General features: G+C 43.3%; 24 protein-coding genes. 14 read left to right on the forward strand and 10 right to left on the reverse strand.

Annotation, left to right across the window (positions count from 1 at the left end; translation table 11 throughout):
- Positions 1-145: 145 nt before the first annotated feature.
- Positions 146-484: an NAD(P)H-quinone oxidoreductase subunit M gene (locus F6K64_RS32415; protein WP_071102827.1), complete on the forward strand. Its 339-nt coding sequence runs from the start codon at positions 146-148 to the stop codon at positions 482-484.
- A gap of 658 nt (positions 485-1,142) precedes the next feature.
- Here F6K64_RS32415 and F6K64_RS32420 read toward each other — a convergent pair.
- Positions 1,143-1,295 carry a hypothetical protein gene (locus F6K64_RS32420; RefSeq protein ID WP_154659805.1) on the reverse strand — a complete coding sequence of 51 codons (153 nt, stop codon included), beginning with the start codon at positions 1,293-1,295 and terminating at the stop codon, positions 1,143-1,145.
- Positions 1,296-1,357: 62 nt separating this feature from the next.
- Between F6K64_RS32420 and F6K64_RS32425 the strand changes: the two genes are divergently transcribed.
- From F6K64_RS32425 to F6K64_RS32440, 4 genes are all read left to right on the forward strand, one after another.
- Complete coding sequence (locus F6K64_RS32425; protein WP_008184881.1) at positions 1,358-1,603, forward strand: DUF6737 family protein; 246 nt, start codon at positions 1,358-1,360, stop codon at positions 1,601-1,603.
- 255 nt (positions 1,604-1,858) lie between these two features.
- Positions 1,859-4,330 (forward strand): PP2C family protein-serine/threonine phosphatase, encoded by a 2,472-nt coding sequence (locus F6K64_RS32430; protein ID WP_048815254.1) that lies wholly within the window; start codon positions 1,859-1,861, stop codon positions 4,328-4,330.
- 207 nt (positions 4,331-4,537) lie between these two features.
- Entirely contained in the window at positions 4,538-6,172 is a 1,635-nt protein-coding gene (locus F6K64_RS32435; protein ID WP_008184885.1) for a CHAT domain-containing protein, read from the forward strand.
- 304 nt (positions 6,173-6,476) lie between these two features.
- The gene (locus F6K64_RS32440) at positions 6,477-7,139 is read left to right on the forward strand and encodes a hypothetical protein (RefSeq protein WP_008184887.1); all 663 of its coding nucleotides are present in this window, start codon (positions 6,477-6,479) and stop codon (positions 7,137-7,139) included.
- 80 nt (positions 7,140-7,219) lie between these two features.
- Here the strand turns inward: F6K64_RS32440 and F6K64_RS32445 are convergent, their stop codons facing one another.
- The 3 genes from F6K64_RS32445 to cbiT form a co-directional block, all read right to left on the reverse strand.
- Complete coding sequence (locus tag F6K64_RS32445) at positions 7,220-7,351, reverse strand: hypothetical protein (protein ID WP_267872041.1); 132 nt, start codon at positions 7,349-7,351, stop codon at positions 7,220-7,222.
- Between the two features lie 242 nt (positions 7,352-7,593).
- Complete coding sequence (locus F6K64_RS32450; protein ID WP_008184889.1) at positions 7,594-8,499, reverse strand: phosphatidate cytidylyltransferase; 906 nt, start codon at positions 8,497-8,499, stop codon at positions 7,594-7,596.
- Positions 8,500-8,590: 91 nt separating this feature from the next.
- A complete protein-coding gene (gene cbiT / locus F6K64_RS32455) occupies positions 8,591-9,193 on the reverse strand; it encodes a precorrin-6Y C5,15-methyltransferase subunit CbiT (protein WP_287267542.1) in 603 nt (200 codons plus the stop codon).
- Positions 9,194-9,480: 287 nt separating this feature from the next.
- Here cbiT and F6K64_RS32460 point away from each other — a divergent pair, with 287 nt between their 5' ends.
- Entirely contained in the window at positions 9,481-9,618 is a 138-nt protein-coding gene (locus F6K64_RS32460) for a hypothetical protein (RefSeq protein WP_287267543.1), read from the forward strand.
- On the opposite strand, the gene F6K64_RS32465 is transcribed toward F6K64_RS32460, so the two are convergent.
- Entirely contained in the window at positions 9,598-11,070 is a 1,473-nt protein-coding gene (locus F6K64_RS32465) for an aminotransferase class I/II-fold pyridoxal phosphate-dependent enzyme (RefSeq protein ID WP_287267545.1), read from the reverse strand. The genes F6K64_RS32460 and F6K64_RS32465 overlap by 21 nt on opposite strands.
- Before the next feature lie 458 nt (positions 11,071-11,528).
- Between F6K64_RS32465 and F6K64_RS32470 the strand changes: the two genes are divergently transcribed.
- Entirely contained in the window at positions 11,529-12,416 is an 888-nt protein-coding gene (locus tag F6K64_RS32470) for a hypothetical protein (RefSeq protein WP_287267546.1), read from the forward strand.
- Between the two features lie 264 nt (positions 12,417-12,680).
- On the opposite strand, the gene F6K64_RS32475 is transcribed toward F6K64_RS32470, so the two are convergent.
- Entirely contained in the window at positions 12,681-12,935 is a 255-nt protein-coding gene (locus F6K64_RS32475; RefSeq protein WP_287267548.1) for a hypothetical protein, read from the reverse strand.
- Between the two features lie 382 nt (positions 12,936-13,317).
- On the opposite strand from F6K64_RS32475, the gene F6K64_RS32480 reads away from it, so the two are divergent.
- The gene (locus F6K64_RS32480) at positions 13,318-13,473 is read left to right on the forward strand and encodes a hypothetical protein (protein WP_287267549.1); all 156 of its coding nucleotides are present in this window, start codon (positions 13,318-13,320) and stop codon (positions 13,471-13,473) included.
- A 117-nt stretch (positions 13,474-13,590) separates the two neighbouring features.
- Here the strand turns inward: F6K64_RS32480 and F6K64_RS32485 are convergent, their stop codons facing one another.
- The 3 genes from F6K64_RS32485 to F6K64_RS32495 form a co-directional block, all read right to left on the reverse strand.
- Complete coding sequence (locus tag F6K64_RS32485; RefSeq protein WP_287267551.1) at positions 13,591-13,989, reverse strand: WD40 repeat domain-containing protein; 399 nt, start codon at positions 13,987-13,989, stop codon at positions 13,591-13,593.
- Positions 13,899-14,561, reverse strand: coding sequence for a WD40 repeat domain-containing protein (locus F6K64_RS32490; protein ID WP_287267552.1), 663 nt, complete (start codon positions 14,559-14,561; stop codon positions 13,899-13,901). The genes F6K64_RS32485 and F6K64_RS32490 overlap by 91 nt, the downstream gene beginning before the upstream one ends.
- 82 nt (positions 14,562-14,643) lie before the next feature.
- Entirely contained in the window at positions 14,644-16,242 is a 1,599-nt protein-coding gene (locus tag F6K64_RS32495; RefSeq protein WP_287267554.1) for a gamma-glutamyltransferase family protein, read from the reverse strand.
- Between the two features lie 171 nt (positions 16,243-16,413).
- Between F6K64_RS32495 and F6K64_RS32500 the strand changes: the two genes are divergently transcribed.
- The 6 genes from F6K64_RS32500 (at position 16,414) to F6K64_RS32525 (ending at position 24,547) form a co-directional block, all read left to right on the forward strand.
- Positions 16,414-18,195, forward strand: a complete 1,782-nt coding sequence (locus F6K64_RS32500; protein WP_008184904.1) for a hypothetical protein — start codon at positions 16,414-16,416, stop codon at positions 18,193-18,195.
- A gap of 66 nt (positions 18,196-18,261) precedes the next feature.
- Entirely contained in the window at positions 18,262-19,827 is a 1,566-nt protein-coding gene (locus F6K64_RS32505; protein ID WP_008184906.1) for a DUF1822 family protein, read from the forward strand.
- A gap of 558 nt (positions 19,828-20,385) precedes the next feature.
- Positions 20,386-22,689, forward strand: a complete 2,304-nt coding sequence (locus tag F6K64_RS32510) for a CHASE2 domain-containing protein (RefSeq protein ID WP_008184910.1) — start codon at positions 20,386-20,388, stop codon at positions 22,687-22,689.
- Between the two features lie 331 nt (positions 22,690-23,020).
- Positions 23,021-23,149 carry a hypothetical protein gene (locus tag F6K64_RS32515; protein WP_267872042.1) on the forward strand — a complete coding sequence of 43 codons (129 nt, stop codon included), beginning with the start codon at positions 23,021-23,023 and terminating at the stop codon, positions 23,147-23,149.
- Positions 23,150-23,249: 100 nt separating this feature from the next.
- The gene (locus F6K64_RS32520; RefSeq protein WP_008184911.1) at positions 23,250-23,459 is read left to right on the forward strand and encodes a hypothetical protein; all 210 of its coding nucleotides are present in this window, start codon (positions 23,250-23,252) and stop codon (positions 23,457-23,459) included.
- 158 nt (positions 23,460-23,617) lie between these two features.
- On the forward strand, positions 23,618-24,547 hold the full coding sequence (locus F6K64_RS32525) for a DUF928 domain-containing protein (RefSeq protein WP_008184914.1): 930 nt from the start codon (positions 23,618-23,620) through the stop codon (positions 24,545-24,547).
- On the opposite strand, the gene F6K64_RS32530 is transcribed toward F6K64_RS32525, so the two are convergent.
- Positions 24,513-24,713 carry a hypothetical protein gene (locus F6K64_RS32530; RefSeq protein WP_287263478.1) on the reverse strand — a complete coding sequence of 67 codons (201 nt, stop codon included), beginning with the start codon at positions 24,711-24,713 and terminating at the stop codon, positions 24,513-24,515. The two genes, F6K64_RS32525 and F6K64_RS32530, sit on opposite strands and share 35 nt — an antisense overlap.
- Positions 24,714-24,730: the final 17 nt, after the last annotated feature.

Consider the following 24,730-nt stretch of genomic DNA (forward strand, 5'->3'; position numbering starts at 1 on the left):
TCCCAAGGCCGGGGAACCCGGCCTTGGGTCGCGCCTTCAGGTCGCACCGCAAATCTTTGATTGGTTTGCAGGGAATTGACATGGTGAGCATTGACTACTGCCTGAAAAGATGAAAAAATAAAGGCTGTGAGCAGGAGGTTTATAGATGCTGTTAAAGTCAACCACTCGTCATGTCCGAATCTATACAGCAGAGGTAAAAAACAACGAACTAGTCGGGAGTGATAACGTTCTCACCTTAGACATTGACCCCGATAACGAATTCAATTGGAATGAAGACGCTCTACAGCAGGTTTACCGGAAGTTCGATGAGTTGGTTGAATCCTACAGCGGATTTGATTTAACCGAATACAACCTCCGTCGTATCGGTTCTGACCTAGAACACCTTGTGCGATCGCTTTTGCAAAATGGACAAATTAGCTACAATACGGAAAGCCGAGTGATTAATTACAGTATGGGATTGCCCCAAGTAGAACCTGAGAATTAGGCAGTAGGAGATAGGCTGACAAGCTACTTTCAAACCAAGTCACGACGGGAGCGAATAACTCAAGCGCCTGTCTGCCTTCATCCCCGGCCAAACTGTAGCTGGTTTACCAAAAAAATTGGGTTTAAAGCCCCGTCCTTATAGGAGACGAAACCTTAGATAGTGGAGCCTTATTACAAAAGACCGTTACCTTTTACGCATAACCTGCCGACTATAAAGGCTCCACTATCTTACGGTAACTTCAACGGACGGCTTTTTTTAGATATGCCTTGACAGTTTTCGTCTAGCACGTTAAGATAAATAAAAACATAATAAAAAAAACGATTAGTACTTTAGATAAACATAATCTTAAAATAAGTAGACAATGTAAAAAACCTGTTTTGAGATAATCATGTTGCATAATCAAATCTAGCGATTTGGAAGTCTATGAAAATCAAGATTAAAAAACATTGTTTGTCTAAATTTATTAAATAATTTAGGTACGGTGGGGTTAGAAGTTACCGTAATCAGAGGGTCGCCTTTAAGGGTTACAGGCTATGCATAAAAGAGGTGCGACCCGTGGCGAATTTAATTCGCCGACGGAAAGCGCACCTTTGGTTAAAACTTTTTTATTAAGGCGACCCTCTGATCAGGTTTCGTCTCCGGCACACCGAAACCTAGGTCATAGACTAAATACGCTTGGGTCGAGGAGACCTCTATTTTTCCTGGCTCCGGCCTGGTTAAACAAGTCACCTCGTTGTTCGCGTAGCGTGGCCAAAGGCCAAGCAAGAATCCCCGTCCTTCCAGGGCGGGGAGTGTCAATTGACGTTCTCATGCTTTTAATCAATCCCTTGCTTAGTGCAAAGAAGTAAGTCGTGGTAGCTTAAAAGACTAATCTTGTCTACAGAAAAAAAATTTAATCCTTGGAGTTATAAGCCTTGGTGGTGCCAACCCTGGTCAATCCTATTGACCGGAGGGGGCATCATCTTGAGTATCTGGGTAGTTTTCAAAACCCTCTGGATAACACTACTCGTTGCTATGCCAATTCTGCTTTGGTGGACGTACTTTTTGCTGATCTGGCCTGAGCTAATCAAGATTAGTGCTATGAGTGAGGGGAACCGGTCAATATTGCGCAATGATTAATACATAAAATTAATACATAAAACTTAATGGTTACCTTCCCCATAGACCATAGGGTAATCATTGCTGCCTAGAATGTTTCAGGGGAATTCATTCACTATTGACGTAAATCATTAACCAGCCCTTAAGTCAAGCGCTACAATCTGTAATCAATGGGCTGATTTTGGCACTTCCTTTGTTGGCACATAACTCCTTCAAAGAAAGCTGTGCTAATGTTAACCCGGTTCCATCAGGCTATCTTTAGCAGCAAAGAGTTTCATGGACAATCCGGCGGCAACGCTCCACTGCCCAAACCATCAATGTCAGGCTCCCAATCCCCAGACCAACAAGTTCTGCCAAAAATGTCGCACGCCGCTGCTCAGACGATACTTGTGGGCTATTGGGTCAGGCATAAAAGCCGCTCAACCGGGAGAAGTTATTGCTAAGCGCTACCTCCTGATTCATTCTCGTGTTCTTTTAGATACTCAACCAGCGGTACCGCCAGAGACCCCACTAGAGATTCCTCAAACCATAACCCCATACTTGAGACTGGTTTCCTATGGATTACACCTGCCTCAAGTGTATGGTCTGCTAACACCTCAGCCAAGGCATAACAAAGAGATTTGGTTACTCGAAGGAGTACCAATTCAGGCAACAGGGAACATTAATACTCAAGGACAACTGTCACCAGAACTCACTAGCGTCTGGAAAGATGCCTCACCAGTACGCCAACTCAACTGGCTGCAGCAATGGGCTTCACTGTGGCAACCTTTGAGCCGAGAAGGGGTAGCGTCTAGCTTACTGAAATCAGACCTGGTGCGGGTGGAAGGAGCCTTGCTAAGGTTGTTGGAATTGCAGCCTGATCAAACGCCAGCACCAACCTTAAAACAGCTGGGTCAGCTGTGGTCACAACTGCTTGAGGGGGCTTCCCCTGTTATTAGTGAGTTTTGCCAACAACTCTGTTCCCAGCTTACAAAAGGACAGATACAGACATCAGAGCAGCTGTTAGCATTACTGGCGAAAGGGTTGTTTGAATGCCGGTCATGGCAATCGAGAACCTATAAGACTCTCACTCGTACCGATACCGGTCCCGGTCGTAGCCACAATGAAGACGCTTGCTACCCTCCTAGTGGTAAGCTAATTAGCTCTTCAAGAGGTAAGGAAGCTTTGGCAATGGTTTGCGATGGCATTGGTGGACAAGCAGGTGGTGAAATTGCCTCCCAACTGGCGATTGACACTCTCCGACAACAGCTCAAACAACTGCCAGCTAAACTGAAGGTGTGGCACCCAACCACTCTAACCCTGGAATTGGAAAAAGCTGTCTGTGCTGCCAATGACTCCATTAGCCAACGCAATGATCATGAGAACCGATTTGATCGGCAGCGTATGGGAACAACCTTGGTCATGGCTAGAACCCATGCCCATGAAATATACATTACCCATGTCGGGGATAGCAGAATCTATTGGGTGAGTCGCCATGGTTGTCACCAAGTTACTCTAGATGATGATTTAGCGTCTCGAGAAGTGCGGCTTGGATATACCCTTTACCGACATGCTCTACAACAACCAACATCTGGTGCGCTAGTGCAAGCTTTAGGGATGGGTTCATCAACCACACTGCACCCGACTGTACAGCGCTTGGTGTTGGATGAAGATTGTTTGTTTCTGCTGTGTTCTGATGGTCTTAGTGACAATGACCGAGTCGAGCAGTACTGGGAAACTGAAATACTGCCTATTCTCGACGGTCAAATTGATTTGAAGAAAGCAGCAGAACGAATCATTGAGCTTGCTAATACCAAAAACGGGCACGACAATGTCACGGTGGCGTTGATTTACTGTCAAGTCACACCAAGCCAGCCTTCCTTGCCAATCCAACTATCACCGCCACGGATAGAATCCCTTCCCACTCTCGAGACCAACAAGACTCTAATGTTAAACGTTAAGAGTGATCAGCAACCCGCTTCTACTGATGAACAAAAAACAGCGTTGCTCACACTTAACCTCATGGAAGAGGGGGACGCCTCTGGTGACCAAAATCCTAATTATTCAGCTTCAACCTTTCCTGAGAAGACTGGGAGACTTTTGTTGGGCATATTCGTGCTGTTGGTGTTAGGGGGGGTAGTCGTTTATCTGTTGAGTCCAGTGTTGAGTCCAAAGGCGAGTGGACAGATAAATCGCTTCCTGAGTGGGGTTTTTAGTCTCGGTAAGGGGCAACAAATAACCCGTTCTAAAACCCCTACACAGATTCCAGTAACTAAAGCTCCTCCAGAACAAACCCCTGACTCCGGGACCGACCCTAAGCCAGCTGCCTTAATTAAAAACCAAGATATTATTAGAACAGTGGGTCCTGTACAACTTTTGGTTAAACCTGAAAAGCAATCAATCCTTGGGAGATTTACTGCTGGTAGTGTTTTGCAGGTGATTGCCAGAAAAAGGTATCCTCAGGAAGAGACTTGGTGGATTAGATTAAGAGTTTGCTCACCTGGAACCAACAAAACTGATATTCCATCGGATATTCCATCGGATCAAATGGCTAGCCCTCCCAAAGTTGGCTCATCCTCAGTACCGTTAAACTCTAAGCAGACTAAACCCTCTGCTACCTTGGTGTCACAGGGACAGGAAGGGTGGATAAGAGAAAAGGATATTTTACCTATGATGGATCGTAATTTTACACCAACCTCTTCCCAAACGAGTCAATGTCAGAAAAAGACGCCTCCGTCTAGTTCCCCTAGACCTACTCAATCTCCCTAAGTCTCCAGAAAGTAGTGATTAGCTTATCGCTTTTAAGTTAATGCTCACCAAAGCTTTCTGACTAACCACTCAACTCCTCAACTAAGAACTGGAAACTAATGATGTCCTACTAATGACCAATGCCTCATTATTGATAGCGCCAATACCACCCAAGACTCGATAGAGTGATCAAAACATCGGTATATTCCCTATAATGATGAACCTTTAATGTCTGGTATCGAAAATCCTTGCCTCAGTTTAGCGATCGCTCGTCTATCTGCCGCTGGCAGAGAAAACTTGGCTATCTGGGTGCTGAAAGCTCCTTACCCAGGGGGAATGGTTCATCATGATTCTACTTGGTCTGAATACATGACTCAGTCCTGGCTGGCTTGGCAGGAAATGTTTTCCCCATTTTCAAACCATGTGCCGATTAGTGGTCATCACAACCAGTATCCCACCACTTTGCCCTCAGAGAATCAAAACGGTGCTAAAGGTCCGGAGATTAGCTACAGTGGTCGTTTGATGCAAGGTTTGGGCATTGACCTCTGGCAGTGGCTGTTTCAAGGCTCAATTCGCAATGCCCTCGAACGAAGTCAAGGCATTGCCTTGGGACAAAATAAACCCCTTCGCCTGCGCTTGGAAGTCCGCGCTCCAGATTTCATTCCCCTCCCCTGGGAAATTATGCAACCCATGGCGGGTAAACAGGCAATTTCCCTTTCTCAGCAAATCCTGTTTAGCCGCACAACTAGTGATGTAGACGCCCTCGAACCCCTGCGCTCCCACCAGGCTCTCAATATTTTGTTAGTTCTAGGAGAGAAGGTTCAAAAATTAAATGGTTCGACTACCAATTTGGATCTCGAAAAAGAAGCGGCTACCTTGGTAAATGCCCTTCAAGCTGGTAGAGCCGCTCAAACTTCTAGGAACCAATCGGTTCCACCAGTTACCTGCAACGTCTCAAAACTCATACAACCGACACCAGCTGAACTGATTAAAGCACTGGAAACCGGTGCCTATAACATCCTATTCTATGCTGGTCATGGTGAAAGCGCACCAGACGGAGGTTTGCTATTTTTACGCTCGGATGCGAAAATTAGTGGTACGGAATTGGCTCAGGTTCTGGTCCGCACCCAGGTTGCCTTAGCTGTATTCAATGCCTGTTGGAGTGCCAAACCTGACCAAGTGAATTCCCAAACCATTCCCCGTAGTAGTTTAGCTGAGGTGCTCATTCACCACGGTGTTCCAGCAGTTTTGGGGATGCGGGACTCCATTGCTGACCAAGAAGCCGTGAGTTTTATTAAAGCATTCGCCCAAGCCTTGGCCGAGCGGATGCCCATAGACCATGCTGTAGCTGTAGCGAGACAGCACCTGTTGACCCTTTACAAGTTTAACCAACCAGCCTGGACCTTGCCTATCCTTTATATGCATCCTCAGTTTGAAGGGGAGTTAATCCAACCGGTGGGAGAAGGAATTACAGAACTGCCCACCATCACCTCAAGCTGGGTTGAAAGTCCGCCCCCAACGGCATCTTTGCGTTCAATTGGAAAAACCGATCATGTCTGGCCGATTCGAGGTGGATTGATGCGAGTGGGACGCCTACAATCTCACAACGATTTGGTGATTCCCGAAGTTTGTGTTAGTAAGCAACATGCTGAAATTATCTGCCGTGATGCTTTCACTGACCAAGGCTCGGATCCAACTTACTTCTTGAGGGATTTTTCTCGTAATGGGACGAGAATATTAATCGATAATGGTTGGAAAACTGTTCATCATCAGGAAGTTAAGCTAAGGTCTGGTATTCAGCTTAAGTTTGGTGGTCCTCGTGGTCAGATCTTTGAGTTTATTATTGACTCCCCAGAATCTTGAGTCGGACTATCCTCCTGCCGAGGATAAAGTGCAGCTTATGCTGTTAACTATGCTGTTACCAATGGAAGTTTCACAAGGATACTGGTTAGAGTCAAATGGCAACTAGTGGCTGTCTACCTAAAGTCTTCTCTAAATAGCTAACTAATATCACACATAAGTTTAGTTGGAAAGTGCTGTTGCCATGGCAATTAAACACGCGCTGAGAAGTTCAGATTATTTTTTCAGCTGTTGCGGAACTTCCTCAAAAATTGATGTAGCTATTTTATGTCAGGTTTCATCTACTAACCCAAACAGGAGGGGCATTATGAACAGCCAAGCTATTCAATATCAAGAACATCAACAATCAGATTTTGAGGATACTTCGGTTCAAATCCAAGAAGAACTACTAGAATTACTATTACAGCCAGAAGAGGAGTTTTATCCTTGGGATCCAACTCATCCAGAAGCAGAAGCTTATTTTGCTGAGCTAGAAGGAGGTTTTTCCCTCGACGAAATCCAAGATCATCAGGAAATTGCTCAGGCTTCTGTTGCCTTTTTTGAGCGACTAAATCAGTGTTGGGAATTACCGCTCGAATCCACCATCGAATCCACCATCGAATCCACCATCGAATCCACCATTGACTCGTTGAAGGCAGCTTTAGCTAACGGATGTGCTTCTTGCATGCCTACCGAATGGCTAGAAGCGATCGCTTCTAGAGCCCAAGAGGTTGTTGACAAGAACTTGTCCTTAGCAGAGCAACTTGTGCTTTGTGTCAAGCCATTGTTACAAAACTGGACAGAAGACGATCTATTGGTTTTAGCTCGTCCGTGGGCTTACGCCATGCGCAGTAGCTCAGACTCCATGAATGTCAGCCCTTCAGTTAAATCTGAACAGTGGCACTCTTTGTCTTCTATCCAACAAGTCCGCCTAAGCCTAGAAGTAGCCCATTCGGCTCTGATCGAACTAAACAATCACACTAGTAACTAATCATCTCACTAATCATCTCACTAATCATCGTAATTAATTAGTATCGTAATTAGTGATAGCGCGTAATTACTGATTAGTCATTACCACCAAGCTGGGTTTGAACCGAAAAACCGTTTTCTGGTTCTGTCTTTGCCTACATTAATTATAATCCGGACATGATAGTTATCCCAAGTTGCATTGATATGTAACACCATTACCTCCCATCTGCTCATGTGTGGTTTCTACCATCTACCTAATCCAGAATGCACTTTTATAGCGGTTTTCAGGTTTTTATTCCGATGGAATACAGCCGGTGATTGCACTCGGAATTTACCAGAGACTAACGTGTATTCTACTGAGCTGGAAACCGCTATAAATTTTTAATCTACTCAAAGGTAGTGCAACGTTTTAATTACATCAATATATTGCTTATTGCAATCAATAAACTAAAAAAAAATCTGACATTGACACAATACTACAGGGAGCTGGGTAACAGTGGTAGTAATAGCGTGACAAAATAATACACCAAAGGGGCAGTGAACACATAGCTGTCTGTTCGGTCTAAAATGCCACCATGACCAGGAATTAATTGCCCGGAATCCTTTACACCAGCATCCCGTTTCATTAAGGACTCAGTTAAGTCTCCTAAGAGGCTAGCTACACCAATCATTACTCCGAACATCGTGCCACTCAACTGCCAGCACGGCCAATTCAGATACCAAGCTCCTGCGATTCCTACAGCAATACTACTGACAAGGCCAAATATAGCGCCTTCCACAGTTTTTTTAGGACTGATCATAGAAAGGCGAGTGCGACCAAAAAATTTGCCGAAGGTGTAAGCTCCGATATCTGCTGCCCAAATACAGCTGAATGCTAGGAGAGTTGTACTTAACCCAGCAGGTATGTGACTTAGATTAATCGAAAAATTAGACCAGTATTCACTCCCGGGTAGGTTCGTAGCAGCGACTGTAGCATCTCTAGCTAGGGAGGAGGTTTCAGTCAAACCCACTCGCAGACGGACCCAATAGCCGGGCAGATAACCACCATAGAGTAAACCCAATATGGAAGCCCCAATATCCGCAATGGTTGCTATCTTGGGTTGGAAGAGTAAGTAAAAACAAATAAATGTTCCAGCAATGGGAAACACCGCATCAGCCAGGGTTGGTGAAATGGTAGCTGTAATTAGTAGTAGCTGAGACACAAACATGGTGCTTTTGGTTGCTGGCACCATGCCTTTTGCTTTGACTAGTTGAAAAAGTTCTAACTGACCTAAATAGACAATGACACAGAAGCCGATGGTAAAATACCATCCCCCAAGTAGGATCATCCCCATTGCCAGGGCGATCGCAACTATTCCACTAAAAATCCGTAACCAGGGCATATGACGTTTTTTTTTGACACTCCTGTTCTCACACAAGAACAGGTTATTTATATTATTATTGTTAATTTTGTTCCCTGAAGGGGTCTATTCCTTACTCTAACTTCTCACCACTAAGAATAAAAATGGGGTTAACTGCTGCAAATGTTTGATAATTCCCCCGTGTCTCTAGGCGATTGACGGCTGACTGAACGACTTCGATATTGCGAGCCTGTAACTCTGCTAAGCCTTCTGATATGGAATAGAGTCCTTCTAGATTATTGGTGGTTGCGACTATCCTCCCTGGAGATTGTAGGTAGGGCCAGACTTCTTTGAGTAAAGTTTTGATTGGTCGTCCTCCTTCAAGGCAAACTCGGTGGGGTTTCAATGGTAGATCTTTGAGACATTCTGGGGCGTTACCTTCGATCACTTCTACGTTGGTGACATTAAAGCGATCGCAATTGTGTCGAATCAGGTTGGCTACTTCTTCATCCCGTTCAACAGCAATAATCTCACTTTTGGGACACAGTAGTCCAATTTCTACAGGAATGGTACCGGTTCCAGCACCGATGTCCCACAACCGGTCTTGGGTTCCTAGTCGTAGGGCAGAAATGATCAGCAGCCTGACTTCTCGCTTACTTAAGGGAATACCGGGTAGGCGTTCAAAGAGGTGATCTGGGATTCCAGGAGTAATGTACGGCCAAATTGGAGATGACATTTGTGGTATTTAGGTTTCGGGGTATTTTTTTTCCTTTAGTTATTTTGATTTATTAAACTAACCACTTCAGGTATAGAACACAAAAAGAGTATGAGCAAGATGCCTCTTCGGTACCTGTTAGGCTAATTTTTTAATTTTAATCGACTAAAACGAATACTGTGTCTATTTTTGATAGTTTTAGAATTTATTTTTTATCCTAAATAGGAGATCATTTTTATTACAAATTAACATCCCTTTATACGGAATTACGATAAATATTTACGAAGATTATAGCCTTGATCATACTTATGAAGTCCATTGAATTTTATTCCCTCTGTATTCAGGGGGTCAACCCCCAAAACCTCTTGGCAGGATTACTCCCTACTCTCTATTCCCTACTCCCTACTCCCATTAAGCCAGATATATTAGTCAATAATCACGTTTAGGGTTTGGAGGCTGGGGTCGCTACAACCGGTAATTTGACCACCTAAGGTTAGGATTTTTTGGAGGTATTCAATAGTAGTTGATTTGATTTGTTCTCCTGGCATTAGGGCTGGTATACCTGGTGGATAGGGACAGATTAATTCTGCACTGATCCGGTTTATGGTTTCGGTTACCGGTAGGGTTTCGGTGGGAGCAAAGAAAGCTTCACGGGGGGAGAGTAAGGGTTGCAGGTTGCCAGTTGCAGGTTGTAGGTTACAGAAGGCAGGTTGCTCGGTGGAGGAATTGCCGTTATTTTGGGCAAGTTTGGTGAAAGCTTGTACAAGTTGCTGAATATCCCTTTGGGTATTGCCTAGGCTAATGATAAAGGTTAAGTGGTGAAGTGTGGGTAACTCCGCTGTGACACCAAGCTGTTGATGAATAATTTCATCGGCTTCAAATCCGCTTAATCCTAATTCGGTCACTCTTACGGTTAAGCGAGTTGGGTCTAGGGCTTGGAATCTTGGGGGTTTTATTGGTTCTAAAACTGATAATCGAGGAATTTTGCTGATTTTACTTCTGGCATCCTGGGCTAGCTGCAAGGTACGACTCATGAGTCGTTCTCCATGGAGTGCCATTTGTTGTCGTGCAGCATCTAGGGAAGCAAGTAGTAAGTAACTGGGGCTGGTGGATTGAACTAGCTGTAATGCTTTACTCAACCGCTGAGCATCAATGCGATTGCCCTGAATGTGCAACATCGATGCCTGAGTCATGGCACCGATTACTTTATGAGTTGATTGTACGGTTAAATCGGCTCCGGCTGATAGGGCATCGATGGGTAAATCGGGATGGAAGGCAAAGTGAGGTCCATGGGCTTCATCCACTAGTAGGGGAATATTATGTTGGTGAACTATTTTAGCGATCGCTTTTATGTCACCACAGATTCCTTGATAGGTGGGATAGACCATCATCACTGCTTTGGTGTCCGGATGTTCAGTCAGGGCTTGGTTAACTGCAGTTGGGGTGATGCTATAAACCAAGTCAGTTGATGGGTCGTACTCGGGGTTAATAAAGATGGGGATAGCACCACACAAGACTAATCCTGCGATCGCGGATTGGTGGATATTGCGCGGTAATAGGATTTTTTCCCCGGTATAGCAGGTGGCTACTATAGCAGCCATCACCCCACAAGTGGAACCGTTGACCAGGAACCAAGTTTTGCTTGCACCAAAGGCTGCTGCTGCTAGGTCTTGGGCTTCTTGGATTACCCCTTCTGGAGCAAAAAGATTATCTAACTCCGGTAATTCTGGCAAATCAGCCCGAAATACTGATTTTCCCAACAAATCCGCTAATGGCTCAGGTATGCCCTTGCCTTGTTTGTGTCCTGGTGCATAAAAGGCTGCATGGGGCTTCTGGGCTGATGCTCGCAGAGCGTCTAATAAAGGTGTCTTTTCCTGAGAAGGTGGTCGATTGTTCACAAATTTTTCCCAATGGCTCTAGCTTATCAAAAATTGAGCCAATTATGAACCTCTGTGAGGGGAGCAGAGATTCTAAAGGGTGCATCTCATATTTGAAAATTTTGCGTAGGGTGTGTTAGGGGAGCCTTCATTTTTCGCCTCGTAGTCAGGGTTTAGATAGCCCGCCCCGTAACGCACCACCGTGTCAAACAGCAAAAATGAGATGCACCCGATTCTAAACCAGTATACTAGGGGAATCGCAAAAAGCTATATTCTTGATGAGACTATAATCGTCCTAATAGGTATCCTTCCAGTTTGGTTTAGGTTTACCATTTAAATCAGGACTTAGGCATCTACAACAAACCCTATAATTTGTAGACTTTGTTATTAACGCACGCTACAGGTAGAGGTACTGCTTAAGTTCTGTTATGTTTAATTTCGAGGTAACTTGCAGATACGTATCGGAAGTTGAGTAGGTTATGAATAATTTGTTTTTGACTTTGCTTGTGACTTTGCTTAGTGTTGCTATAGGAGGATTTATAACAATTAGTTCACCAAAAAATCAAAAGGCTATAACAATTTCTCTATTTGCTGCGGCGGGAGTAATAACCGCCATCTGGTTAGGATATGGCTTGGGAAAATGGGATCCCAATAGCTCATTACAAACTCAAAAGGCTATAACAAATGTCTTATTTTTTACTGCGGTGGGAGTAATAACCGTTGCCTCAGTAGTATATGGCTGGAACAAATGGGATACCAGAAGAAATAAACCCTCTGATATAAGTAGTAAAAATTTGCATGATGGTTCTGAAGCAGCACAAAAACCAGTTGTTACAATAACTGATCCAGATGAAGATATGAGTAGTGAAGATAATTTGAAAAAAAATTACAAAGAAGCAAAGGCTATAGACAAACTTACAGAATACTCCCGATATGTAGACCAAGTTACACTAGAGAAAGAAAAAGATCCAGAAAAGAAAAAGCGAATGGAAATTTATAAGAATTTTTTCTCAGAACAAAACAATCGTATGTTAGCAAAAGAGATTGGAAAAGCAGCTTTAAAAAAATATAGATACCAAGATAAATTCCTAGAAAAAATACCTGCTCTAAACTCTAGTGAAGAGTCTGATTTTTGTATTAATATTTTGGAGTATCTTGAACTTATAAGGGTTTCTTTACTCAACGGAGACTATAACAATATACAGGTACCTGGAATTGAACATTCCTTGTCGTGTCCAGAGGTATATGAAGAAAGTCTAAAAATACTGAAAACTCGATTAACTGATGACATTGAGTATCAGGCAAGAGAAGAAATTAAAAATAGAATTGATTTCTTAATAAATAATCATTTTAAGAATAAAAGCTAAATAGTGAGGGAGGATCCCATTTTCCATTTTTGTAAATCTATTCCCCAAACTAAGGAAAATAATAGGGTTATAGGCAATTTCAAAGGGTGCATTTCATATTTGTAAAAAAAGGGGAGTTTGGGGAGTTTGGAAATTTTACAGCGTTCCCATGGCTGGTGAGGTACACCTGAGTTTTATAAGATAGGGGTTTTATGCCTGAATCTGTACCTCACAGGAGCTATAAACCCTGTATTAGAATTTTTGCCTAATTGCAAAAGCGATGCATCAAGAAAGTGCGTTATCTATAGAACATTCAATGCTTTTTACTCGGTTAAATTCAGTAATTTTTTTTTCTAAAGATAGATTGTTATCATTATTTTCTAAGAAAATATCTGCTGATACGCCAAGACGTATAAGAGCTTTTCGGGCTTGCTGTTTTCTAAAATTTAACTCAGTTCTTAAAGTTTTTATCTGATCTTCATTTAATCTTTGTATATTTTTTGGGTCATCACAAAATTTATAGAGTTTTTCCGTTGACATTTGTTTAAAGTTCATATCAAACCAGGAATAATATTTTTTTACCTATACACTTTTCCTGCTATATACACGCTATCCGGAAAAAATAGGTATTGATTAAAATTTTTTCCGTTTAATTAAAACACTATTTATTCATCGATTCTTTACAAAAAAAATCCGGATAAACGCTACAATAGTAGTAAGAAAGCTATGGCAAACCCATCTTGTTGGGTAACCGGAGATATTTCTCAATAAACCATGGCTTATAGTATTTGTTGACAAGGCACTTGACACATATAGTGTTTTTTGAATTTACTAAACACTATATATAGGACTAATAAAATTAGATAGGTTTACCTGGGGGAAATCACAACTATTGCACTGTCGCAATCGACTGGTTTTGTGGGTGATCAAACCGGGTGCATCTGAATATTTGCTGTTTGACTCGGTGGGTATAACGGGCATCTTGGTGGAACGGGCATCTTGGTGGAACGGGCATCTTGCCCGTTTCATTTCCCGACGGACTTTCCCAAGCAACCGGGGCATTGATGCGGAAAAATAGGGCAAACCAAGGGTTGTGCGTTACGGGGCGCACTATCCCAACCCTGGCTACGAGGCGAAAAATAAGGGCAAGTCCGCCCCTAACACACCCTACGCACTTGGTCTGTTCGACTCAATACTATTGGGATTGACTAACTAATGACCAAATTCTAATCGTACCATCCTCGCCACCACTAACTAGAGTGTTTCCATCTGGGCTAATAGCAACTGACCAAACCCAGCCATCATGTCCAGATAGAGTGCGCAGCAATTGTCTACTCTCTACATCCCATAGCTTGATAGTTTTATCACTGCCAGCACTAGCGATAGTTTTGCCATCGGAACTAATCGCAATGGTAAGAATTGGTGCGGAGTGACTTTCGAGGATAGCTAATTCTTCGCCACTGTTGATATCCCACAACTTGACGGTTTTATCAACACTAGCAACTAGGATATTGCTATCTTCACTAATGGCAATATCAGAAATCTGGGTTGTTTTGAGATGGTTTGCCGCAATTCTAGGCTGGACAAATCCCAAATCTTGATAGAACGATCTGACCCGCCACTGGCAGTAACCAAATGTTTTCCATCGGGACTAATGGCAACAGCAGTAACCCAGTCGGAATGCTCGGTAATGGTGTCTAAACTTTTTCCGGTGAGGACATCCCACACCATAACGGTCTTGTCCGGAGAGCCACTTACTAGGATTTTGCCATCGGGACTAATTGCTATTGATCTGACTATACCCGTATGTCCTTTCAAGGTACGAGGTGGTGCTCCAGTTTCTAGGTTCCAGATATTTATTTGTCTTTCTGTTGCGGCAGCGAGACGTTTACCATCAACACTGATTACCAGAGCACTGGGCGTTCTCGTAAACCCTCGGATCGTCCTCTGTAGCCTACCATCCCTGAGATTCCAAAACTTGATGGTTTTGTCTTTACTGCTACTAATTAGGGTTTTACTATCTGGACTAATGGCGAGAGAATTAACATCTGACCGATGACCTGAAATTACTTGAGTCAGCTGAGCCTCTTGCCACGACTGGGCTAGCAATGGTTGTTGATAATGTGAGCGTCCTAGGGTTAGCGGATAGACTCTCGCTGTAGCCATAGTTAAGATAACCGTAGTGCTAGATAGAGCCAACAGCGCTATTAATCTTTTTCTAAACATCTGTTGGATTTTCATCACCCCTTCACCCTGCTAACGCTAATCCATCACCACGGGGTTCAGATGCGGCTACCAAAACCCCTGACTGACGCAAGATTACTTGACCTTTCCCAAAGTTTATGCTATCAGCCATAACCTGAATGTCATGACCCATATCAGCTAGCTCCAAAGCAATATGACGGGGTACACTCTGTTCCAACAGGACTTGTGACCCATCTACAAATCTCCATCTGGGAGCATCTAGAGCAGCTTGAGGATTCATCCCATAATCTGCCAGATTAACCACTACCTGTACATGTCCCTGAGGCTGCATGGGGCCTCCCATAACTCCAAAGGGTCCTAAAGGTTGACCATTTTGAGTCAGAAAACCCGGAATAATGGTATGATACGACCGCTTACCTGGTGCGACTTGATTAGGATGACCGGATTCTAAGGTAAACCCTAAGCCTCGGTTTTGCAAGGCAATCCCAGTGCCAGGAATAACAATCCCACTCCCAAAGCCTTGAAAGTTGGATTGGATAAACGATACCATTAATTCTCCATCTGCTGCTGCTAGATAAACTGTGCCACCTTTGGGTAAACCGGGTTTTGCTAACGCGATCGCGTTTTCCCCAATTAACTTCCGACGTTCTGTTGCATACCCATGGTCTAATAGCTTTTCGATTGGGACTTCCATAAACCGGTGGTCACTGATATGGCGGTGAACATCAGCAAACGCTAGCTTCATGGCTTCGATTTGTAGATGGTAGCTTTGGGCTGATTCACGGGGATAGTGGCTTAAGTCAAAACCTTCGATTATATTCAATGCCATTAAGGCCGCTATCCCTTGGGTGTTGGGGGGAATCTCCCATACGGTCAGGTCACGATAGTTAGTTGAAATGGGGTTTACCCACTCAGCTTGGTGACTAGCTAGGTCAGCTTTGGTCAGCACGCCACCAGTATTAGCGGCAAAGTTTGCGATCGCATCAGCAATTTCCCCTTGATAAAAGCTTTCACCACCACTGTTTGCGATCGCTTTCAAGGTCTTAGCATGATCCTTACTCCCCCATACCTCCCCAGCTACTGGTGCGCGCTGGTTAGGGAAAAATACCTGTTTAAATGGTTCAAATTCTGCTCCGGTCAGGGGGAGGTACAGAGCTTCCTTTTGTTTCCAAGCTCTTGCTGTGACTGGGGAGACCGGAAATCCGGCTTCGGCGTATCGAATGGCTGGGGCAAACAATTGCTCAAAGGGTAGTTTTCCCCACCGTTGCCACAAGCTACGCCATGCTGATACCGCTCCTGGCACTGTTACCGATAACCAGCCGATAGCAGGAATTTGACTCATGCCACCAAAATGCTCAAGGGTCAGGTGTTGAGGGCTTTTCCCAGAACCATTGATGCCATGGAGTTTACCATCCCATACTAAGGCGAAGGCATCCGAACCAATACCATTGGAAGTAGGTTCAACCACTGTCAATGCGATCGCTGTGGCTATAGCAGCATCTACAGCATTGCCTCCAGCCCAAAACATTTCCATACCAGCTAGGGTGGCTAGGGATTGGCTGGTGGCTACGGCAAATCGATTACCCATGACTACCCTTCGTCTTGATGGGTAGGGATAATTGCTTAAGTTACCCTTGAGCATAATTTTCTCTGGTGAACTATTATCTAGTTATTTTAGAGAGAAGCTGCATAACCCCTAAGTTTGAGTACCAAGTAACTAATGAGGTTTCCTTCTACTTAGTTGTTTGACCTATGAATCGGTTCAAGTTAGGAGTTAGGCGAAAGCGCTACTACAAGTTAGGGGAAAGAATCAATGCCTACTAACAACTCAGATAACAACTCAGGTATCAAACCGTTTTCGACATCTATTTATTTAAAAGACCGCCAAGGTAATAGGGGGATCGAGCCGGTTTTTGAGTCTAATTCTAGATTAGAGGATTTCATGGCACATCTAGTCGAGTCTGAGCCAGATAGGAGCGAAGCCGAGTGGGCTGCTTGCTTCTTATATCAGTTGAGACAAGCATCTGGTATTTACCGGATTTTATCCATGACTAATCCTCCGATAGTGGTGATTAGAGCTGATCTGTTATTGTTAACGTTATCTGATCAGCTCTTATTCAATTATCTACAGTTTGTTTGTTGGTCTGCAGCTCAAGCGATCGCCCATCAGTTGAGTAAATCTCATAATCTTGCGTTACATTACCCTGTAGAAGAATGTTTCATCATTGCTAGTGCAGCAGCCAGCAACCCCGCTAAACTCCTCAGAGGATTTAACTTTTATCCTAAGTCTTCTATTTATGCCTATGCTTTTAATGCCCTCAAGCGAATTATTAGAAATCAAGTCGCCAAGGAACTCAGGTTAAAATCTATCAAGTTTTCTGATTATGGCTTGTTGCGATATTTGGATAAAACAGAACTTGAGCAAGCACTTAACGACTATGGCATCACTAATCAATATTTTAACTATTATCGTCTGGCTTGGCAATCGTTTAAAGACTACTTTAATGAGATGTATCCTCCCAGCAGCAAGGGAAATCATCGCCATCATTCCCCAATTAAATTCCTAACCCAGCAACAGCTTAACCAAATTGCTCTTCGTTACAACCAGCAGTTAAATCGGTTAAATAAACTGGTGAGCTCTGAGTTCCAAAGTGATGAGTTTCATAGGAATAATCTTAGAAGAAGTGATTCAGATTGGTTAAGACAAGTACTACGTTACTCAGCAATCAGCACTCAGCATATGCCCTACGCGCATGCTACGCGAACAGCACTCAGCAATCAGCACTCAGCACTCAGCACTCAGCCCTCAAGACTCAGCACTGAACACATTGAAGAAATGCTAGCCATTTGCATCCAAGCGGTGCGGATGTCTCAACAAAGGAATTCAGTATCCTTAGATGAGTATGGGGAAATTACTGATATAGGATCTAATCCTTTAGAGGTGGTAATCCAAGAGGAAGAAAAGGATGAGTTGACTCAAGTCAGGAGTATTATCTTAAAAGAATTTACGGCTTTAGATCAGCTAGCTCAGAAATCCCTAAGACTTTGGCTTGGTCTAGGCATCAATCAACAAGATTTTATCGAGCTTTTCGGGTTTAAAAAGCAATATCAAGTGGCTCGCCAGTTTCAACGTTATTTTAAACGGATTTTGAAGGCAGTCGTCACCTTTTATTTTCGGGATGCTATGAGCAAAAATATTACCTCTAAAGACATCAATCAGCACCTTAATAAAACCACTAAAACTAACTATATTAATAACTATCTCAAATCTTACTTAAGTGCTGATAGTAAAGAATTATTTGCTCAAATTATTTATAAAATTTATGATGAAATTGTCGATAAAATAATCACGACAAAGCTTAGTAATCTAGAAAAAAAACAACTAATTAGCAGCAACCAGATTTTAAGGGAATTAATTCAACCAAAATTTGAGGTAATGATTGAGGAAAGGTTTGCTATAAAACTGATTAATTTCAGATCAGCTAAGCCAGCGATCGCTAAATTTATTGAGCGGTGGCTCCAGCAAAATCAGGCACTAATAGAGCAATCCCAATCACAAAACAGTCAAAAGCCATGTAGGCACAGTGAAACCTGAAACGTGAAACGTTAACCCAAATATACCAAATACCAATTAACGATTAACCAAAAAGGAGATGAGTCAATGAAATTACGTTTAGAGGATGTAGCTTGCCTACACCCAGACCAAATGTTGATAGAATTCTCCCCAGAAGAACGAGAAAAAGCATGGCAACAAACCCAAGCTCAAGGTTATTCTAACCAAGCTGCTCGTTGGCGAGCCTATCTGAATTGTCTCTGTCTGAATACGTTTTTAAGCTATCTGGACACAGAAGCAAATTTAACAGAACCAAATTTAACAGGAACAAATTTACTAGAAACAGCACTAGACAAAGCACTAAACAAACCACTAGATACACCACTAAACAAACCACTAAACAAACCACTAAACAAAGCATTAGTATGGCCAGAGTTGGGGGATTTACCAAGTTTCTGGGACGTAGTGAATGGTACAGCTGTTGAGCTAAACCAGACGCGACTGGTATTAATTCCTAGTGAAGAAATCAAATTTACAGCGTTGCGAGTACCGCGAGAGTGGGTTGATATTCCTGAGTGGGCTAGTCATTATTATGTGGCGATGCAACTGAATTTAGAAGAATGCTGGTTACAGGTGTGGGGATACACCACTTATCAACAGTTACGTGATCATGGTAACTATGACATCATCGATGAAACCTATGCTGTGGATGCAGTAGATTTAATTGAAGATTTGAATGTGATGTGGGTAACGGAGGAACTTACTCCAAGTCCCAAACTGACAGTAAAGCCAATGGCAAGATTATCCTGTGATGAAGCAACAACGTTAATCAAGCAATTGAGCCAGGAAACTCCTTACTCTCCGAGGCTAGATATTCCTTTTGCTAAGTGGCAGGCACTGGTATCAAATTCTAAATGGCGCAAAGAATTATATAAACAACGTTCCCTAGTTTACTCTCGTAAGCCATCTATAAACTTACTCTCATGGCTGGATAATTTCCTGGAGGCTGGTTGGCAAACTGTTGAGGAAGTTCGAGCACGTAATTGTCAACCTACTCTAAGAGTAGCTTACCGGTCTCAACAGACTCGTTTGAAGGATAGTTTGAATGGTAATTCTTCAGCATCTTCCCCCTTTTACGAAAATATCCCTGAAGCTGTGACCGCAATTATTAAACTATTAAAGACCAATAACAGTAAACAAACTAACTTACCGGCTATAGAATTATTGGGTGAAATTGCTCATGGTAGCTTAGACGCGATCGCATTGCTTGCTGACATGATCAATACTACTCACGATCATGACTTACGCCGCCAAGCCGCTGTCAGTTTAGGAAAACTTGACCCAAATCATCCCCAAGCTGGGATTAGGCGAGTTAGGATAATTGATTTAGAAATGCAACTGAATGGGAGCAAAGTAGCATTTATGGTTACTCTCATACCTGAAGCAGATGGGGGAATTAATGTTCACTTACGGGTGTATCCTACTAATGAGAAATATCTAAAAAATAATCTCCAATTGCTAGTACTTGATCAGCAGGGAGAAATTTTCTTGTCGGCTCAGTCGAGAAGTGCTGATAATTGGATCCAATTAGAGTTTCATGGCGAAAGGGGGGATAGGTTTATGGTAAAATTGGTACTGGTAGATGCCAGCTTTTCCAAAGAGTTTGTCTTGTAACTTATCTTGGGTTGTTCGCGTAGCGTGGCCTTTTGGCCAAGGTTGTGAGGTTGTTCGCGTAGCGTGGCCTTTTGGCCAAGGTTGTGAGGTTGTGAGATTGTGAGGTTGTGAGGTTGTTCGCCTTTGGCGTTCGGTGTAGGGTAGGTTGTCTGTCAGAATGCAGAATGTAGAATGTAGAATGCAGAATGTAGAATGTAGAATGCAGAATGCAGAATGTAGAATGCAGAATGCAGAATGCAGAATGCAGAATGCAGAATTCCCAATTCTAAATTATAAATTCTACATTCTTAATTCAAAAATGTTGTTCGCCTTTGGCGTTCCCGTAGGGTAGGGTGATTAATTTGTCACCTATGTTCGGTTGAATGTTTTTATATAGCGTTTCTCATACTTATCAGGTAGAGTCAATTTTATTACCCCGACTCCCGACTCCCTCGGTGCGCTTGACCCGTAATTAAATTCGCCACGGGTCGCACCGCTCCCGACTCCCTAAAACCCAGGACTTTCTCTCCCAACCAATTTAAAAAATATATTAATAAATTCAATAATACCGGATGAAAAATGACGAATTTAGTTACTTTAAAAATAGTTGATGGTGACTTTGAACAGGGGTTTCGGGTCATCCTCAAAATTGGGATTGATGCCAAGGAAAATAATTTAATGGCTAGAGAAATTGACGGTTGGTTACCACCAGCACCTCACATTAACCAATTGTGTGACAGTTGGCTCTTAAGCTATCGTGCTCAAGGGAGAATCAAAGTGCATCGGAAACTGACAGCTCCCTCAGAACAGATAACCAACTATTCAATTATCCACTCAGCTCAGGATTTACAAGAGGCGATCAATAATTGGCTAAATTCAACCGATAGAAAGTTTCAACGCTTCCGGGATCAAGTGTTAAAATCTTTATCGACCAATGACCAGATTCGGTTTATTATTCAAACTAATAATCTCAAACTTTGGCAACTGCCTTGGCATCTCTGGGATGTCTTGTCCGATTGTGATATTGAGGTTAATTTCAGTGCTTCAGAATTTCCCCCACCCTCACCACCAAGCAAAAAATATATAAATAAAGTCAGAATATTGGCAATTCTAGGAGATGACACCGGGATTGATATCCAGAAGGATTTGGCATTACTCCAGGAGGAATTACCCGATGCAGAAATTTCCCCCTTAATCAGTCCCCAAAAAAAACAATTAAGCCAGGAATTATGGGAAAAAAAGTGGGAGATATTGTTTTTTGCTGGTCATAGTTTTACCCAGAATAAAAAGAATTTACAAGGACGGTTTTTCATCAATCAGGATGAAAGCATCACCATTGAGGAGTTAAAGTATGGTCTAACCAATGCGATTAAGAATGGGTTGAAGTTGGCTATCTTTAATTCCTGTGATGGGTTAGGATTAGCAGCAGAATTGGTTAGTTTACCAATCTCGACAACCCTGGTAATGCGGGAAAAGGTGCCAGATGAGGTAGCTCAGAAGTTTTTGAGGTATTTTCTCAACGCATTTGCCACAAAGGGAAAATCCTTATCGGATTCAGTGTGGGAAACCCGGAAAAGATTGCAGGAGGAGGTAGAAGATAACTATCCCTGTGCCAGTTGGTTACCAGTGATATTTCAGAATCCTGCTCTGAAACCGCCAACTTGGAAAGACTTGACTAAGGGATTCTATACCAAGAATAAACCCAAACTCTCAACGGTTTTACTGGTAAGTTTTATTGCCACTATTGCAGTGATCACAATACGATCGCTAGGGCTGTTACAAGGATCAGAATTACGTGCTTTCGACCATCTCATGGGTCTGCGACCACCTGAAAAGCGGGATGAGCGGGTTTTAGTAATTGCGGTGGAAGAACCAGATATTAAGTATCAGGACAAGATGGGTTGGTCGAGGAAAGGGTCATTATCCGATACGGCTCTGGCACAACTGTTGCGGAAACTCAACCCTGATCAACCGCGAGTGATTGGCTTAGATATTTATCATGACTTTGAGTTTGAACCCAGCTTAGCTACTCAATTGAAGCAAAATCCCCGTTTCATTGCGGTGTGCAAAATGCCAAGTATTGATCAGACTGCTATCGCTTCACCACCCGGTATGGCATCACAACAGATCGGCTTTAGTGATTTGCCTCGTGACCCAGATGATATTATCCGCCGCCAATTTCTAGCGATGACCCCTTCGGATACTTGTGATACCAGTTACTCTCTGAGTTTACAAGTCGCTCTGAATTACCTAGCCCAAGAGGGAATCCCGCCGATGACGAGAAATTCAGCAGGGGATGTAGAAATCGGTGGTGTGATGTTTCGGAAATTCCCACACAATGCTGGTGGGTATCAGTTAGAGCCAGATCATGCCATGGGATATCAGATGCTCCTTAATTACCGTGCTAAGAATCCCAAAAAAGTTAATCTCCAAGACTTACTCAAGGGTAAACTCGATTCCCAACTGCCCACTTTGGTCAAGGATAAGATTGTCTTGATTGGGGTGGGTAAAGATTCAAAGGATGTACACCTGACTCCCTATACTAAAGGGCCATGGCCTGACAAAATACCTGGGGTTATGGTTCACGCTCAGATGACTAGTCAGATTATTAGTGCTGTTTTGAATCAACGACCCTTGCTCTGGTGGTTGCCACAGTGGGGGGAACTGCTTTGGATTGGTAGTTGGTCTTTGGTGGGAGGCCTATTAGTTTGGCGTTTACATTCCCCATCCTACTTGGGAGTTGCTGTTTTTGCTGGTATCAGCCTCTTATCTGGAGTCTGTTATGTTCTCTTACTCCAAGGGGGATGGATACCCTTTATACCATCAGCCTTGGGGTTAGTGGCAACCAGTGGTTCCATCGTAGTTTATAGCATTTTCAAATGAATTGTAAACAATAATGACAGTTTTTTATATTCCCAAAAATCCCTAGATACTTGATTAGCTATTGCCTGTTGCCTCTTGCCTCTTGCCTTTACTAATCACGATTATGTTTACATCTCAAATGGAAAGGCTAGATTTATCATCCAAGTCTTTTAGATAATTTTGATAAAAAGGTTATTTGTTTAAAGATTTAGTGAATTTTAATTCAACTAGAGAAATGAGTCGGGATTGATATGTAATACTGTTTTTGGTAGATAAATCAGTCATCAAGGTTAACTGCGTCATTGTTCTCATAGCTACCAACCTGAAGGCGTAAACGAAAAGTAACCATTCAGTGGTCAGCGGTCAGTGGTCAGCCGTCAGCCGTGGGCTTTTGGCCCACGCTGGGCGAACAGTAGCGTGGCACAGGCTAGAAGCCTGTGACGTAGCCCATAAGCTGATCACTGATGATACCTGTACCTGAAAGCTGATCGCTGAATGCTGATAGCTGAATGCTTACAACGAAAAGACACCCAGGTTGAGATCTAGCATTTCTAAATAGATCGCGTTGCATCAGTCTTTGAATGAATAGGAGTAGAGTGGGCATCCTGCCCGCCCGAAAATATATTGAAACTGGCAAGATGCCAGTTCCACGCAAGATGCCCATTCCACAGGTGCGACCCGTGGCGAATTTAATTCGCCAAGGTCAAGCGCACCTAAGCAAGATGCCTATTCCACAGGTGCGACCCAAGGGCGATTTACTCGCCCATTGGAAAGCGCGCACCTACTCTTAAAATCATTCCATTATTAAGCAACGCCAAATAGATTGGCAAATGCTCTATATCCGATCGGTGTGATAAGAAATGTAAACGTTTGCATAAAATCCCTGAGTAAGGACTGATAAAGATTATGGAATGCTTTAAAAAAATTAACGTTTGTCAAACCTCTCAGTATGTATAAACTCAAGCTAGCGTTGTACAAACCTTCTTTGATCTTGGCCCTTGCCTGGGTACTACTTAATTTCACCATTTACCCTCTACGAGCGCGTTCGCAGTCTGTTGCCCTAAACAGCAACTCTGTCACAAATAGTTTCTCCCGATCCGATACTCCATCAGGTCAACCAGATGTAGACTTTGGGGGTGATAGCAGAACTGATCAGATCACAACAGCTGGAGGACGTTTATATTTCCTCCCACCAGACTACACTACACCAAATGCTACACAAAATCAAGACTTTGATGATGTGGGCAGACCACCGAAACGAACATCAGGAGGATCACGTGGTCTGTGTTCGGATCAGCTGATTGCTATAGTCCCTGGTAGTAGCGAGATTGTCGAGGCAACGGGCAACTGTAGTAATGATTCCAACTCTTCCTTAGCACTGACCTTAGCTGAGTCTCCTACCTTTTGGTTTTATGTTCCTGAACAGTCTACTCGTGAACTAACGGTAGAGTTTGTACTGCTCAATCAGAACCAACAGGCTGTACTAGTAAAATCGATCACCTTATCTGGAACTCCTGGTATTGTCCGTGTTCGATTGAACCAACCCCTACAAACTGACCAGCTATATCGATGGCAGTTCTCTGTTTTAGTTAATCCCCAAAACCCGTCTGGGAATCCCACGGTGGAAGGATTAGTCAAACGAATCACAGCAGACTCTACCCTCAGTAGTAAGCTAAACGCTGCTACTTCGCCACGGGACCGTATTGCTATTTATGCGAGCCACGGTATTTGGCATGATGCGATGACAGCCTTAGCTCAACTACGGTCCCAGAAACCAGAGGATTCTAGGTTAGAACGGGATTGGGAGGATTTCCTAGGTTCCGTGGGTTTGCGTGCGATCGCAGTCAAACCCCTAGTTGATTGTTGTATAGCAAAGTGAGTCGGGAGTCGGGAGTCGGGAGTCGGGAGTCGGAACCCACCCCTAACCCCTCCCAGGAGGGGAACGGGAGTCGGGAGTCGGAACCCACCCCTAACCCCTCCCAGGAGGGGAACGGGAGTCGGGAGTCGGGAGTCGGGAGTCGGGAGTCGGGAGTCGGGATCAACAATTATCACAATTCCTACA

It is taken from the genome of Moorena sp. SIO3A2, assembly GCF_010672265.1.
In the GTDB taxonomy this organism is placed as follows: domain Bacteria; phylum Cyanobacteriota; class Cyanobacteriia; order Cyanobacteriales; family Coleofasciculaceae; genus Moorena; species Moorena producens.